This is a genomic window from Streptomyces johnsoniae (assembly GCF_031845565.1).
Taxonomy (GTDB): Bacteria; Actinomycetota; Actinomycetes; order Streptomycetales; family Streptomycetaceae; genus Streptomyces; species Streptomyces johnsoniae.
Genome location: NZ_JAVREV010000004.1, coordinates 52,486 through 65,259, shown reverse-complemented (window position 1 = coordinate 65,259; position 12,774 = coordinate 52,486). Strand labels below are relative to the sequence as shown.

14 protein-coding genes and 3 pseudogenes are annotated in these 12,774 nt (G+C 73.4%); 11 read left to right on the top strand and 6 right to left on the bottom strand.

What is annotated here, in order from left to right; translation table 11 throughout:
* Positions 1 to 7: 7 nt before the first annotated feature.
* Positions 8 to 823: a CPBP family intramembrane glutamic endopeptidase gene (locus tag RM779_RS08470; protein WP_311617054.1), complete on the top strand. Its 816-nt coding sequence runs from the start codon at positions 8 to 10 to the stop codon at positions 821 to 823.
* Between the two features lie 6 nt (positions 824 to 829).
* Here RM779_RS08470 and RM779_RS08465 read toward each other — a convergent pair whose 3' ends face one another.
* Complete coding sequence (locus tag RM779_RS08465) at positions 830 to 1,576, bottom strand: DUF4232 domain-containing protein (RefSeq protein WP_311617053.1); 747 nt, start codon at positions 1,574 to 1,576, stop codon at positions 830 to 832.
* Between the two features lie 314 nt (positions 1,577 to 1,890).
* Here RM779_RS08465 and RM779_RS08460 point away from each other — a divergent pair, with 314 nt between their 5' ends.
* Positions 1,891 to 2,973 carry a DMT family transporter gene (locus RM779_RS08460; RefSeq protein WP_394813250.1) on the top strand — a complete coding sequence of 361 codons (1,083 nt, stop codon included), beginning with the start codon at positions 1,891 to 1,893 and terminating at the stop codon, positions 2,971 to 2,973.
* Here the strand turns inward: RM779_RS08460 and RM779_RS08455 are convergent.
* Positions 2,857 to 3,531, bottom strand: coding sequence for a pyridoxamine 5'-phosphate oxidase family protein (locus RM779_RS08455; protein WP_311617051.1), 675 nt, complete (start codon positions 3,529 to 3,531; stop codon positions 2,857 to 2,859). The genes RM779_RS08460 and RM779_RS08455 overlap by 117 nt on opposite strands.
* Before the next feature lie 57 nt (positions 3,532 to 3,588).
* Here RM779_RS08455 and RM779_RS08450 point away from each other — a divergent pair, with 57 nt between their 5' ends.
* Positions 3,589 to 4,920: an aminotransferase class I/II-fold pyridoxal phosphate-dependent enzyme gene (locus RM779_RS08450; RefSeq protein WP_311617334.1), complete on the top strand. Its 1,332-nt coding sequence runs from the start codon at positions 3,589 to 3,591 to the stop codon at positions 4,918 to 4,920.
* 74 nt (positions 4,921 to 4,994) lie between these two features.
* Entirely contained in the window at positions 4,995 to 5,924 is a 930-nt protein-coding gene (locus RM779_RS08445) for a LysR family transcriptional regulator (protein ID WP_311617050.1), read from the top strand.
* Here RM779_RS08445 and RM779_RS08440 read toward each other — a convergent pair whose 3' ends face one another.
* Positions 5,925 to 6,317 (bottom strand): Rieske (2Fe-2S) protein, encoded by a 393-nt coding sequence (locus tag RM779_RS08440; protein WP_311617333.1) that lies wholly within the window; start codon positions 6,315 to 6,317, stop codon positions 5,925 to 5,927.
* A gap of 232 nt (positions 6,318 to 6,549) precedes the next feature.
* Between RM779_RS08440 and RM779_RS08435 the strand changes: the two genes are divergently transcribed.
* Positions 6,550 to 6,846, top strand: a complete 297-nt coding sequence (locus RM779_RS08435) for a hypothetical protein (protein WP_311617049.1) — start codon at positions 6,550 to 6,552, stop codon at positions 6,844 to 6,846.
* Positions 6,847 to 6,876: 30 nt separating this feature from the next.
* Here RM779_RS08435 and RM779_RS08430 read toward each other — a convergent pair.
* Positions 6,877 to 7,209: pseudogene (locus RM779_RS08430) on the bottom strand (DUF4913 domain-containing protein); the annotation flags it as partial.
* A 346-nt stretch (positions 7,210 to 7,555) separates the two neighbouring features.
* Here RM779_RS08430 and RM779_RS08425 point away from each other — a divergent pair.
* On the top strand, positions 7,556 to 8,302 hold the full coding sequence (locus tag RM779_RS08425) for a phosphotransferase family protein (protein WP_311617048.1): 747 nt from the start codon (positions 7,556 to 7,558) through the stop codon (positions 8,300 to 8,302).
* Between the two features lie 76 nt (positions 8,303 to 8,378).
* On the opposite strand, the pseudogene RM779_RS08420 reads toward RM779_RS08425, so the two are convergent.
* Positions 8,379 to 8,568: pseudogene (locus RM779_RS08420) on the bottom strand (IS5/IS1182 family transposase); the annotation flags it as partial.
* Between the two features lie 53 nt (positions 8,569 to 8,621).
* Positions 8,622 to 8,749 (bottom strand): annotated as a pseudogene (locus RM779_RS33865) (IS630 family transposase); the annotation flags it as partial.
* 114 nt (positions 8,750 to 8,863) lie between these two features.
* Between RM779_RS33865 and RM779_RS08415 the strand changes: the two are divergent.
* From RM779_RS08415 to RM779_RS08395, 5 genes are all read left to right on the top strand, one after another.
* Entirely contained in the window at positions 8,864 to 9,268 is a 405-nt protein-coding gene (locus RM779_RS08415) for an ArsR/SmtB family transcription factor (RefSeq protein ID WP_311617047.1), read from the top strand.
* 1 nt (position 9,269) lies between these two features.
* Entirely contained in the window at positions 9,270 to 9,914 is a 645-nt protein-coding gene (locus RM779_RS08410) for an SRPBCC domain-containing protein (RefSeq protein WP_311617046.1), read from the top strand.
* 112 nt (positions 9,915 to 10,026) lie between these two features.
* Positions 10,027 to 10,518, top strand: coding sequence for an SRPBCC family protein (locus RM779_RS08405; protein ID WP_311617045.1), 492 nt, complete (start codon positions 10,027 to 10,029; stop codon positions 10,516 to 10,518).
* 952 nt (positions 10,519 to 11,470) lie between these two features.
* Positions 11,471 to 12,301 (top strand): HipA family kinase, encoded by an 831-nt coding sequence (locus tag RM779_RS08400; protein ID WP_311617044.1) that lies wholly within the window; start codon positions 11,471 to 11,473, stop codon positions 12,299 to 12,301.
* Positions 12,298 to 12,714, top strand: a complete 417-nt coding sequence (locus RM779_RS08395; protein ID WP_311617043.1) for a DUF3037 domain-containing protein — start codon at positions 12,298 to 12,300, stop codon at positions 12,712 to 12,714. Before RM779_RS08400 ends, RM779_RS08395 begins: the two co-directional genes overlap by 4 nt.
* Positions 12,715 to 12,774 lie beyond the last annotated feature (60 nt).

The following is a 12,774-nucleotide window of genomic DNA, read 5'->3' as shown; positions in this document are numbered from 1 at the left end:
GGCGGCGTTGGGGCCGGAGCAGGCGACGAAGGCGGCCACGGGCGGCGCGGGACGGCGCTCCCGCCGCCTGCTCGGCCACGAAGTGCTGCTGGTGCTCGGGCTTTCCCTCGGCGCGAGCGCGATCGGGGCACTGATCCGCTTCTCGGGCGTGCTGACCCGCCCGGGCGGGCTGAGCGACCAGGCCGCCACGCTCAACAGCTCCCGCGCCCCCGACCGGCCGTGGCTGGACCTGGCGTGGCAGCTGTTCGGGATCGCCACCGCGCTGGTGCCCGTCGCGCTGGTCGCCCACCTCCTGCTGCGCGAACGTGCCGAGGCCGCCGGCCCGGGGCTGCGGGGCATCGGCTTCGACGGGCACCGGCCCCGCTTCGACCTGGCCTGGGGAGCCGTGGTGGCCGCGGGCATCGGCGGCAGCGGGCTGCTGCTCTACCTCGGCGCCCACGCGGCAGGGGCCAACCTCACCGTCGTCCCCGAATCGCTGCCGGACGTGTGGTGGAAGATGCCGGTGCTGATCCTCTCCGCCATCCAGAACTCCGTGGTGGAGGAGGTCATCGTCGTCGGCTACCTGCTGCGCCGCCTCGGGCAGCTCGGCTGGTCGCCGATAGGCGCCCTGGTCGCCAGCTCCGTGCTGCGCGGCACGTACCACCTCTACCAGGGCATCGGCGGTTTCTTCGGGAACGTGGCGATGGGCGTGATCTTCGTCTGGCTGTACCGGCGGTGGGGGCGGGTCATGCCGCTGGTCGTGGCGCACGCGCTGATCGACATCGTGGCGTTCGTCGGCTACGCGCTGCTGGCCGGCCGCGTCGACTGGCTCCCCACCGCCTGACCGCCGTTACCGCGCGGGGCCGGTGCCCGCGGCGAGCGGGAGCGCCTCGATCCGGCCCGCGCCGCACACCGAGCCGAAGTCCCACTCGGCGCTGGTCGGGCTGTACTCGTCCGGCGGGATCACGGCAAGACCCGCGGGGTCGGGCCCGCAGTTGCCGTCGGCCGGGTCCTGTTCGCCGGGCACCGCGCTCCAGTGCAGCTGGGCCCAGGCGCTGCCGCCCGGTTCGACGGTGAGCACCTGCGGGGCGGCGGAGTCGTCGCGGACGGTCGTGGTCGGGATGTCGTCGCCGTCCTGGGCCGTGAGCTGGAGCCCGGGCCAGCCCTGGGTGCGGCAGGCGCTGTCGGAGGTGTTGGTGAGCACGAGCGCGGCGTAGCGGTTGCCGGCGCCGGGCGAGAGCGGGTTCAGCGAGGCGGACAGCGCGTCGGGCGAGCACCACGCCGGGTCGCCGGCGGCGGCCGGGGGCGGCCCGCTGCCGTCCTCGGCGGTGTTCTCCCGGTCGCTGTCCTCTTCTTCCCCGGACCCGGAACCGGACCCGGAGGTGTCGGGCAGCGGTTCGGCTTCCTCGGTCGCGGGGTCCGCTTCCGCCGGGCCGCCGTCCCGTTCCGCGGAGCGCTCCTCCGCGGCGGTGTCGGACGCGTCGCGGCTTCCGGCGGTGTCGTCGGTGTCGTCCGAACCGGCGCAGCCGCCGGCGACGAGCACGGTGAGTGCGGCGAGCGCGGCGAGCGCGGCGGTACGTAGGGAATGAGACGCCATGATTCGTTCCTCCGGTGTGGGGATTCGGCTGGGCGGAGGAGTGCTGTGGGGATTGGACGCGTCCCCGTCAAAAGAGGTTCCCCGTGGACCGGTTGGCACGCCTGCTCGCGCACGGGCTTCCCGCGGGGCCTGTGCGGTGCCGCGGTTCGGCATTTAAGGTGGCAGACATGATCAGGACTGTTCTTCCGCCGCCGGCCGCGTAACGCGGGCGGCCCCACCGAGGCACGTGCCGGGCGATGCGCCCCGGCGCGCGGCCGGTCCTGCCCGCCTCCGGGATCAGTGACCGCCACCTCGTCCTGTGTGGGAGAACCTTCATGCGTCATTCATCATCTTCGCGTGTGCCGGCCGGGCTGCCGGCCGGGCTGCCGACCGGCCGTGGAGCGGCCTTCGTGGCCCTGGCCGCCGTCGCCTGGGGCACCGCGGGCGCCGTCGCGGCCCTGCTGTTCGACACCAGTGGGCTGGGCGCCATCGACCTGACCTTCTGGCGTACGGCGGGCGGCCTCGTGCTGCTGCTCGCCGTACGCCCGCTGCTGCGCGGGCGGGGCGCGGCGCGCCCGCGCGTGCGCCCCGCGGCGCAGCGCCCGTTGCGCCGGGCCGCGAGCGTCGGGGTGATGGGCGCCGGGTTCGCCCTGTTCCAGGCCGCCTACTTCGCGGCCGTCGACGCCACAGGGCTGGCCGTCGCCACCGTGGTCACCCTCGGCGCGGGCCCGGTCCTGATAGCGCTCGGCGGCAGGCTGCTGCTGGGGGAGCGGCTCGGCAGGGGCGGGGCGGTGGCGGTGGCCGGTGCGCTGGCGGGGCTCGCCGTGCTCTCCTTCGGCGGCGCGGACGGGGCGGGCGCGGTACGGCCCTCGGGGCTGGCCTTCGCCATGCTGGCCGCGGCGGGCTACACCGTCATCACCCTGCACAGCCGCAGGCAGGGCACGGCCGCAGTGGCGGCCGACCCGCTGACGACCACCCTCTCCTCCCTGGCCGTGGGAACGGGGCTGCTGCTGCCGTTCGCCCTGGCCGACGGGGTGCTTCCGCGGGGCGAGGACCTGGCCGCCTCGCTGTTGCTGCTCGGGTACCTGGCGGCCGTGCCGACCGCCCTGGCCTACGCGCTGTACTTCGCCGGGCTCGCCGTGGTGCGGGCCGCCACCGCCTCGGTGATCGCGCTGATCGAGCCGGTGACGGCCACGCTGATCGCCGTGACACTGCTCGGCGAGCGGCTGACCGCGGCCGTCGTCGTGGGCACGGCGCTGCTGCTCGGCGCGGTCGTGGGCCTGGTCCTGGCCGAGGGCCGGTCAGCCCCGGGCGTAAGCCGTCAGGTAGCCGGGAGCGGGCAGCCGCTCGGTGTCATGGGGAACGGGGGCGCCGTGGACGGTGCGGACCGGGAGGACGCCGGACCAGTGCGGGAGTGAGGCGTCCTCGGGATCGTCGTTCGGGCCGCCGCCGCGGACCTTGGCCGAGACCTCGGCGAGGTCGAGGACCAGCACGGCGGTCGCGGCCAGTTCCCGGGCGTTGGCCGGGCGGCAGTCGGCCGCCCGGCCCGGCACCACGTGGTCCACCAGCAGGTCGAGCGCGCGGGCCTTCTCCGCGGTGTCGGTCACGGGGCGCGCGGTGCCGTGCACCACCACCGAGCGGTAGTTGACGGAGTGGTGGAACGCCGAGCGCGCCAGCACCAGGCCGTCCACGTGGGTCACCGTCAGGCACACCGGCAGGCCACGCTCCGGTCCGCCGGCGGCCCGCAGCGGGCGGGAGGCGGTGGAACCGTGCAGGTAGAGCCGCTCGCCCTCGCGCGCGTACAGGGTCGGCAGCACGGCGGGCGCGCCGTCGCGCACGAAGCCGAGGTGGCACAGGTAGCCCTCGTCCAGGACGGCGTGCACCAGCTCCCGGTCGTAGGAGACCCGTTGCCTGGCGCGGGTCGCGGTCGTGCGGGTGGTCTGCGGGTAGTCGGCCGCGTCGGGGGCGGTGGACATCGGACGCTCCTCGGGTCGGACTTGCACAGCGCATTACACTAGTGCAAAATGCTGATTGTGCTAGGAGAATATCGGATCGAGGGTCGCGGCGCCTCCGACATTGCGGCCAGCGTCGAACGGGGCGTCGGCAGCGGCGCGTTGGCCCCCGGTCGGCCCCTGCCGACGCTGCGGGAGCTGGCCGAGTTGCTCGGCGTGAACCAGAACACCGTGGCCGCGGCGTACCGGATGCTCCGCGAGCGGGGCGTCATCGAAACGGCCGGCCGCCGCGGCAGCCGCGTGCGCGCCCGTCCGGCCAGCACCCCGCGCGAGGCCGTCGGCGTCGATGTACCGCCCGGCGTCCGCGACCTGTCCCGCGGCAATCCCGCCCAGGACCTGCTGCCGCGGCTCGGCACCGTGCTCGCGTCCGCCGCCGCCCGCGCCACGCGTTCCCCCGTGCTCTACGGCGACCCGCCGGTGCACGCCGCGCTGGAACGGGTGGCCCGCGACCGCTTCGAGCGGGACGGCGTGCCGGCCGGCCGGATCGCCGTCACCTCGGGCGCGCTCGACGCCGTGGAACGTGTCCTCGCCGCGCGCCTGCGCCCCGGCGACACCGTGGCCGTCGAGGACCCGGGCTGGGGTGCGCTGCTCGACCTGATCCCCGCACTCGGCCTGCGCACCGCGCCCGTCGCGGTGGACGACGAGGGCCCGCTGCCGGAGCCGGCGGCGGATGCGCTGCGCCGGGGGGCGCGCGCCCTGATCGTGACCGCCCGCGCGCAGAATCCGACGGGCGCCGCCGTCTCCGCGTCGCGCGCCGTGGCGCTCCGTGCCGTTCTCGCCGCCCATCCGGACGTCCTCCTCATCGAGGACGACCACGGCGACGGCATCGTGGAGGTGCCCCCGCACCCCCTGGCCGGGCACACCCGCTGCTGGGCGTTCGTCCGTTCCGCCGCCAAGGCGTACGGGCCCGATCTGCGCGTTGCCGCGTGCACCGGCGACCCGGTCACCGTCGATCGGGTGCTGGGGCGGCAGCGCCTCGGCCCAGGCTGGGTCAGCCACCTGCTCCAGGACGCGGTGGCGCAACTGTGGGCAGGGGGCGCGGAGGAGGCGCGACGAGCGGCGCGTGCCTACGGCGAGCGCCGGGATGCGCTGCTGGGCGCCCTCGCCGCCCGCGGCGTGCCGGCCCACGGTCCCAGCGGTCTGAACGTGTGGCTGCCGGTTCCGGACGAGACCACCACGGTCGCCAGGCTGCTGCACGCGGGATGGGCCGTCGCGCCCGGGGCCCGCTTCCGGCTCGCCGCGCCGCCGGGCGTCCGGATCACCGTTGCGGACCTCGACGTGGCCGAGGTCCCGCCGCTCGCGGACGCCGTCGCGGCGGCCGTGCGGCCCTCGGCCGCGCGCCGGTACGACTGACCGCGGGGTCGCCCGCGCGGGCGACCGTGAAGCAGAGCGACGAAGCCGGCGCATGGGCCCGTAGCATCACTGAGGTGTTGAACATCGACCGGCTGCGCGTCCTGCACGCCATCAGCCACCACGGCTCGGTCAGCGCCGCCGCGGCGGCGCTGCACGTGACCACGTCCGCGGTGTCCCAGCAGATGGCCAAGCTGGAGCGCGAGACCGGCCAGCGCCTCCTCGCCAAGAACGGCCGCGGCATCCGCCTCACCGACGCGGGCCGGCTGCTGAGCGAGCACGCCGACCGCATCCTGTCCCAGGTCGAGCTGGCCCACGCCGACCTGGAGGCCCAGCAGGGCCGGGCCGTCGGCGAGCTGCTCATCGGCGCGTTCGCCACCGCCGCCCGCGGCCTGTTCCCGCAGACGCTCGCCGCGCTGCGGTCCTGGCATCCGCGGCTGGCGCCGCGGCTGCGGGAGGTGGAGCCGGAGGAGGCGCTGCGCGACCTGGCCCGCGGCGACATCGACCTGGCCGTCGTCCTCGACTGGTACAACAGGCCGCTGGCCCTGCCCGGCGGCCTGGCCAGGCAGCCGCTGCTGGACGACGTGGCCGACGTCGCCATGCCCGCCGACCACCCGCTGGCCGGGCGGCGGGAGGTGGATCTTGAGGAGTTCGCCGACGACCCCTGGGTGTCCTGGCCGCCCGGCGCGATCTGCCACGAGTGGCTGATGTTCACGCTGCGCAGCCGCGGCGTCGAGCCCCGGATCACGCACACCGCGGCCGAACACCACACGCAGCTCGCGCTGATCGCGGCCGGTCTCGGCGTCGCCGTCGCGCCCCGGCTCGGACGTACGCCGGTGCCGGCCGGGGTCGCGGTGGTGCCGGTGCGGCAGACGATCACCCGCCGCGTGTACGCGGTCTGGCGTGCGGGCGCCGGCCGCAGGCCGTCGGTCGCGGCGGCGGTCGGCGCGCTGCGCGCCGCGGCCCTTGAGGTCGCCGAGGAGCCGCTGGGGGCCGCCGCCGGCTGATCAGGCGAGCCGGATGTCCTCCCCGCTGACGGTGACCTCGCGCGCCGTCAGCGGTTCGGTGGCCGGCCCCTGCACGACGCTGCCGTCCTCGATGGCGAACTTGCTGCCGTGGCACAGGCAGTCGATCGTTCCGTCGCGCACCTCGGAGACGGTGCAGCCCTGATGGGGGCAGACCGCGGAGAACCCGCGGAAGTCACCCGCGGCGGGCTGCGTCACCACCACCCGCTGCCCGTCGAAGACCCTGCCGCCGCCCTCCGGCACGTCGGAGGCGGCACCGAGGCGTTCGCCCGCCTCGCCGCCGCCCTCACTGCCGCCCGTCTCGGAACCGCAGGCGCCGAGCAGCCCTGTCAGTCCCGCGGCACCCGCCGCCACCACACTCCGACGGGATGTCATCGGTCCGGTCACGCCGGCCCCTTCCTCGTTGTGCCCGCTCGCGAACGTACCCGCCCGCGCCCCTGCGCGAACGGCGCCGGGGGGCCCGAGAGTACCGGGCGCGCGCCGTTCTCACCTTGGGGAATGCCGCGGGAGGGTGGCTCGCTGCCGGGCATCGTGGAGGCCGAGGACCTCGGCACCTATGTGATGTAGCGGGGGGCTGGGTGTGTGTCGTTGGTGGCCCGAGCGTCAGGTGGAGGATTTCCTGCTTGCGCATGTCGCCGGGCGGGGCCGGGCGTTCGGCGTAGACCAGGCGCCATTCGGCTGCCGGGTCGATGTACAGCTTGCGGTAGTCGATCAGGTCGATCCCGGAACGTTCACCGAGGCGCGGTCCGCGCTGTTCTCCGTGGACGAGATCTTTCAGGGCGAGCAGCGCGAGGTCGTGAATGCGGCCGGGGGCGGCGCGCAGGTCCTCCAGGGCGCGAGGATCGGCGGCGAAGCCGAAGACCGCGCTCATGGCCCGCGGTGCGGGCAGGAGACGGTGGGCTGAGCGTTTGGGCGACGGCGTGTGGTCGAGGAAATCACGGTGCCGGATCGCCGGTCCGCTGGGTCCGGCATCGGCGGCCATGTGCTGGAGCCACGCCTGCCACAGCCCGTGCGGCCGGGGCACGGCTGCGGGATGCTCGCTCCACCAGGGGCACCAGGGGCACCAGGGGCACCAGGAGCACCAGGGGGCGTTGGTGAAGATCTCCCGGCCGTAGACGGGCAGCAGCACCTCCTCGACCCAGGAACGCAGGCGGGCGAGTTCCCGCTGGCAGGCCCGGCCGCGCAGGCCGGTGATGGTCCCGGACCCGGCGGTCGGGCGGCCGAGGACGGCGTCGACCTCGGCGAGCTGCGACGGTGTCAGCCGCACCGGTTCCGGAAGCGGCTCCTCGGGAGCGGTGCGGCTCCGAACAGGGACTCAGAACACAACTGCACCTCACCTCTGCGGCGGTGATCCTGGACTCGCACGGGGATCGTCGCCCCCCTGTCCCTGCCCCTGTCATCGGGCGGCATGAAGGGCTTTTCCTCCTCGCGGTCGAGAAAGGGCGGCAGGACGCGTCCAGGGTCTGGAGGCTCCCAGCAGAAGCGGCGGACCTGACCTGGTCAGCGGTCGGCGTCGTGCATGAGGCCGCTGGGTAGCGGGACGCGGTCAGCCGCGCGATCGCACGCGATAAATCCGGCGACGTCGGCGACCACCCCCGGGATACTGGTCGCCCATGGATGAGGTCAAAGTCGTCGTCGCCCATTCCGAGCGCGCGACTCTGCGCGTCGGCGACGTGTTCCTGAAGGTGGACTCCGATCAGGCGCACATCGACGTGGAGGTCGAGGCGATGGCCCTGGCGCCGGTCCCGACCCCGGAGGTGCTGTGGCGCAAGCCGCCTGTGCTCGCGATCGCCGCACTCCCAGGAACGGCGCTCGGCCGCCTCGGGGAGCCGTCGACCGCGCCCCCGGCGGCGTGGGCCGCGGCGGGTGCCGCCATCCGGGAGTTGCACGAGGCGCCGTTGCCGCCCTGGCCCGGCCGGCGCCGACGGGATGCCGACGAGTTGGCGGCGGAACTCGACGGCGAGTGCGAGTTGCTCGTGGCGAACGGCATCCTGCCCGCCGACCTTGTCACCCGCAACCGCCAGGTCGCCGAGGCCGCGATCCGGCCGTGGACTCCGGTGTTCGCGCACGGCGACCTGCAGATTGAGCACGTCTTCGTCGATGGCGACGAGGTCACCGGCATCATCGACTGGTCCGAAGCGGGCCGGGGCGATGCCCTGTTCGACCTCGCCACCTTCACGCTCGGACACGAGGAACACCTGGGCGACGTCATCGACGGCTATGGCACCGACGTCGACCTCGACGTGATCCGCGCGTGGTGGTCGTTGCGAAGCCTGCTGGGGGTTCGCTGGCTGGTCGAGCATGGCTTCGACGCGTTCGCGCCGGGCTGTGAGGTCGACGTGCTGCGATCCCGGATGTGAGGCTGCGCGAGCCCGACCGCTACGAGTGCGTTCTGAGGCGAGGAGCAAGCCCTCTCCTGGCATACATCACTTGCCCTCACTCCCCGCAAAGTGCGGTGCGGAGCCGTCGCCAGCAGATGACCGCGCGGCCGAGGGTGACGAACGCGGGGTGGATGTCGTCGCGGGATCTCCCAGCGGATGCGCAGGCGGCGGAACCGGTGCAGCAGCGCGATCGCTCCTTCCACGACCCAGCGGTACACGCCCATGCCGGAGCCGTGCCCGGTGCGGTGATCTGGAACAGACGGACCGACCTTGTACCGGTAGACCTCCTGGTCAGAGTCACGGACACCGCCTCGTCGTCCCGCTCCCTCGCGCGTCGGGCCGGGACCTGACAGGACCAGCCATCGCGCACCAGCGGCGGAAGCGCCGCCCGATCACCGTCTTCACACGGCTCAGGGCCCAGCGTTGCCCGAGCGGACGCTGACGGCGAGCAACCGAGCTGGCCTCGCCCCGGGCGAACGCCGGTGCGGCACTGAGAATTAGCGATGGTTTATATAAGCCGGGGCCGGTATAGTCGCTGTCGTGCACGCCTTCGACATACTCGGTGACCCCGTGCGCCGACGCATTCTGGAGCTGCTCGCCGGCGGTGAGCAGACCTCCGGGGCGATCACGGAGATCATCCGGGCGGAGTTCGCCATCTCCCAGCCGGCTGTCTCCCAGCATCTGCGCGTGCTGCGTGACAGCGGGTTCGCGTCGGTGCGGGCTGAGGGTACGCGCCGGTTCTACGCCGTCGAGCCCGAGCCGCTGAGCGAGGTCGACGCGTGGCTGGACCGGTTTCGGCGGTTCTGGGAACAACGCCTCGACGCCCTGGGAACCGAGCTGTCCCGGGGCAGGCGTGCACGCCACCTGGCCGGTGGGGAATCCATCCGACTTGCGGGGTCCGGCGCCGACACGGGCGAGGCCGATGCACCGCCGAAGGAGATATGACATGAAAGATGTTCTCGACGAGCTGGCTGCCGTGCGCCGGGCGATGGGCGCTGGCAGCGTGCCCGCCGGCGAGGCGTACACCATCGAGCTGCGGCGTCGATACGACGCGGAGATCGATGACGTCTGGGACGCCATCACCAACCCCGAGCGGCTGCAGCGCTGGTTCAAGCCGGTCACCGGGGACCTTCGGCTCGGCGGACACTTCTCTTCGGACGGCGAAGAGCACGGCGAGATCCTCCGGTGCGAGCCGCCGCGTCTGCTGAAGGTGTCCTGGCTCTACGGGCCGGACGCCGACGCCTGGACCGGCACCAGCGAGGTGGAAGTGCGCCTGGCCGCGGGCCCGGCCGGCGACACCGAGTTCGAGCTGATCCACGCAGCGGTCGTCGGGGAGCCCTTGTTCCCTACTTACGGCCCCGGCGCCGGAGGCGTCGGCTGGGACCTGGCTCTCCTCGCCCTGGGACGGCTCCTGGCCGGCGGCGAGATCACCGGTCACGGGGAGTTCGAGAAGTCGCCCGAAGGGCGCGAGTTCGGCCGCCGTAGCGCCGCGGCCTGGGGCCAGGCTCACCTGGCCGCCGGTGGCGAACCGGAGCACGTCGCGGCCGCAGTCGAGGCCACCACCAAGTTCTACGTACCCGACCCGGCCTGACACTCCTGCCGCGGTGGACGGACCGGCCTCCTCGGCGGCCACGACAAGCAGGACGAGCAGGACGAGCAGGACTGCGGCAAGTCGTCCCACAGCACAGGGAAGAGCGATACCCATGAAGTACACCGTCTCGACCGAGATCGCCCTGCCGCGGGCGACAGTGGTCCAGCTCCTCGCCGACCCGGCACACCTGCCGAAGTGGCTGCGGGGTCTGGTGCTGCACGAGCCGCTGAACGGGAAGCACGGGCAACTCGGCACCGAGTCGCGCGTCGTGATGCGGATGGGGAAGCAGAAGATCGAGTGCACCGAGACCATCACCCGCCGGGAACCGGCAGACCTGCACGAGATCCCGCAAGGCGGCGTCGTTCACTTCGACCGTGAGATCGTCAGCAAGGGCATGTGGAGCGCCGTGCGCGACCGGCTGACCGAAGCCGGTCCGGAGACGACACTCTGGGAATGCGAAAGCGAATACCGGTTCGGCAGCGTGATGATGCGGCTGGTGGGACTTCTGATACCCGGCGCCTTCCGCAAGCAGTCGGAACAGCACATGCAGGACTTCAAACGTTTCGCCGAGCAGGGCAAGGACGTCCGCGAGGAGACGGACTGACCTGCCGTCACGCTCGGCGATGGCCATGCAGACGGGTTCTGTGCGGTGGACGATGAGGACATGATCTTCGAGGGAGGGGCTATCGAGACGTCGGCTTGGCGGGGACGGTCGCGGCGTATCGGGCCCGGTGCCGCCTTCCTGGGGCCAGGCGGTTGACCGTGTTCCGAGACGGTGGCTGCTGAGTGGCTGACCGGCGAAGAGGCACGAGGTGCCGATCGTGGTGTGACCGCGTCGTCGGGCGACGAGCCGCCGGGCGAGCTTGTCAACGGGATCAGGCAGTAGCAGGGGAGTGTCGCCCAGTATCAGCGACGTCCGCGGATCATCCGTGATCACTGCGCTGCCCGGCGGCTGCGAGGCCGTCGTGAGTGGCTGGGCGGAGAGCAGGACGAGGAGCCCTGCGAACCGGTCCTCGATCGCGAGGCCGTCGTCGTGCGTCAGGCGACGGCCGACCGCCCAGCGTTCGTCTTCGTCTGTCGGCCGGACATGGTTCAGCTTCTCGCGGGCCGGGATCTCCAGGCCCAGAACCCGGCGCGGAGCAGTTGAGCAGGCCCTCCTCGTTGCTCACGACTCGCTTCAGTAACGCCGTCGCCGTGAAGGCCTGGAATACCTGCACATGGAAGCCTGCTCTGGCGAAAGCCGGGGTCATCCCTCCTCGGGCTCCGGGGGCGGAGCCCTGGCAATGGGCGGCATCGCCCGATGCCTCCATCGCGCTGGAGGCGGGGGAGCCCGTGGTCGCCCTCGCGCGGTGGCTGGGGCACTCGTCGCCGGCCAGCACGCTGGACCACTGCGCGCGCTTCATGTCGGAGGCCCCGGCGAGAAGGGGCGTCACGCCATCGACGCGGCAGGCCCCGGCGGACGGAACTCCCCGGAGATGATCAAGGGGGGCGCCGAGCCGGAGGGCTCGGCGACTCGCCGTGCATTCCAAGGCTGGAGGGGCGTATAGCCTGGGACGATGCTGCGTGAAACGTCCGCGACCCGCTACGTCGCCCCCCTGCGGGAGGGTGGCTCGCTGCCGGGCATCGTGGAGGCCGACGACCTCGGCACCTATGTCATGAAGTTCACCGGGGCGGGGCAGGGGCGCAAGTCCCTGGTGGCCGAGGTGATCTGCGGCGGGCTCGCCCGCCGTCTCGGGCTGCGCGTGCCCGAGTTGGTGCGCATGAGCCTGGACCCCGTGATCGGGCGGAGCGAGCCCGACCAGGAGGTGCAGGCTCTGCTGAAGGCCAGTGCCGGGCTCAATCTGGGCATGGACTTCCTGCCGGGCTCACTCGGCTACGACCCGCTGGCCTTCCGCGTGAGCGCGGCCGAGGCGGGGCGCGTCGTGTGGTTCGACGCCGTCGTCAACAATGTCGACCGCTCGTGGCGCAACCCCAACCTGCTGGTCTGGCACGGTGACCTGTGGCTGATCGACCACGGTGCCGCCCTGATCTGGCATCACAACTGGCAGGCCGCGGGCGCCTCGGCGGCCAGGGCGTATGACGCGTCCGACCACGCGCTCGCCCCGTTCAACCCGGATGTCGCCACGGCGGCGGCCGAGTTGGCGCCGCGGGTGACGGGCGACCTGCTGGCCGCGGTGCTGGCGGAGGTGCCGGAGGCGTGGCTGGCGGACGAGCCGGGGTTCGGCGGGCCGGACGAGGTGCGCGCCGCCTACGCCGAGGTCCTGGCCGCGCGCGCCGCGTCGGTCCACGAGCGCATCACCCTCGGCCCGCCCACCCCGGAGCGCGGGTCCAACGCGCCGGGCTGGCTGACGGCCTGGCCCCACCGGAAGCCGGAGGCGGCGCGATGAGCCGGGAAGGGCGGGCCACACCCGCGGCGACGACCGGCCGGGACGTGTTCGAGTACGCGCTGCTGCGGGTAGTGCCGCGCGTGGAGCGAGGCGAGTCGTTCAACGCCGGGGTCGTGCTGTACTGCCGGACGCGTTCCTTCCTCGCCGCGCGCATCCACCTCGACGAGGACCGCCTGAGGGTGCTCGACCCGGACGCCGACGTGGCGGGCGTGCGGGCGGCGCTGGCCGCGGCGGAGTGCGTCTGCCTGGGCGGTCCCGCGGCGGGGGCGGCGGGCGCGGACGACGCGGGCCGCCGGTTCCGGTGGCTGGTCGCCCCGCGGAGCACCGTCGTGCAGCCGGGCCCCGTGCACACCGGGCTCACCGCCGATCCGCCCGCCGATCTTGACCGGCTGCTTCGCGTGCTGGTCCGTTGACAGATCGTGCGCCGCTTTCTAGCGTCAGCCATACGCCGGTTACCTGTCGGTAGCCAGGCC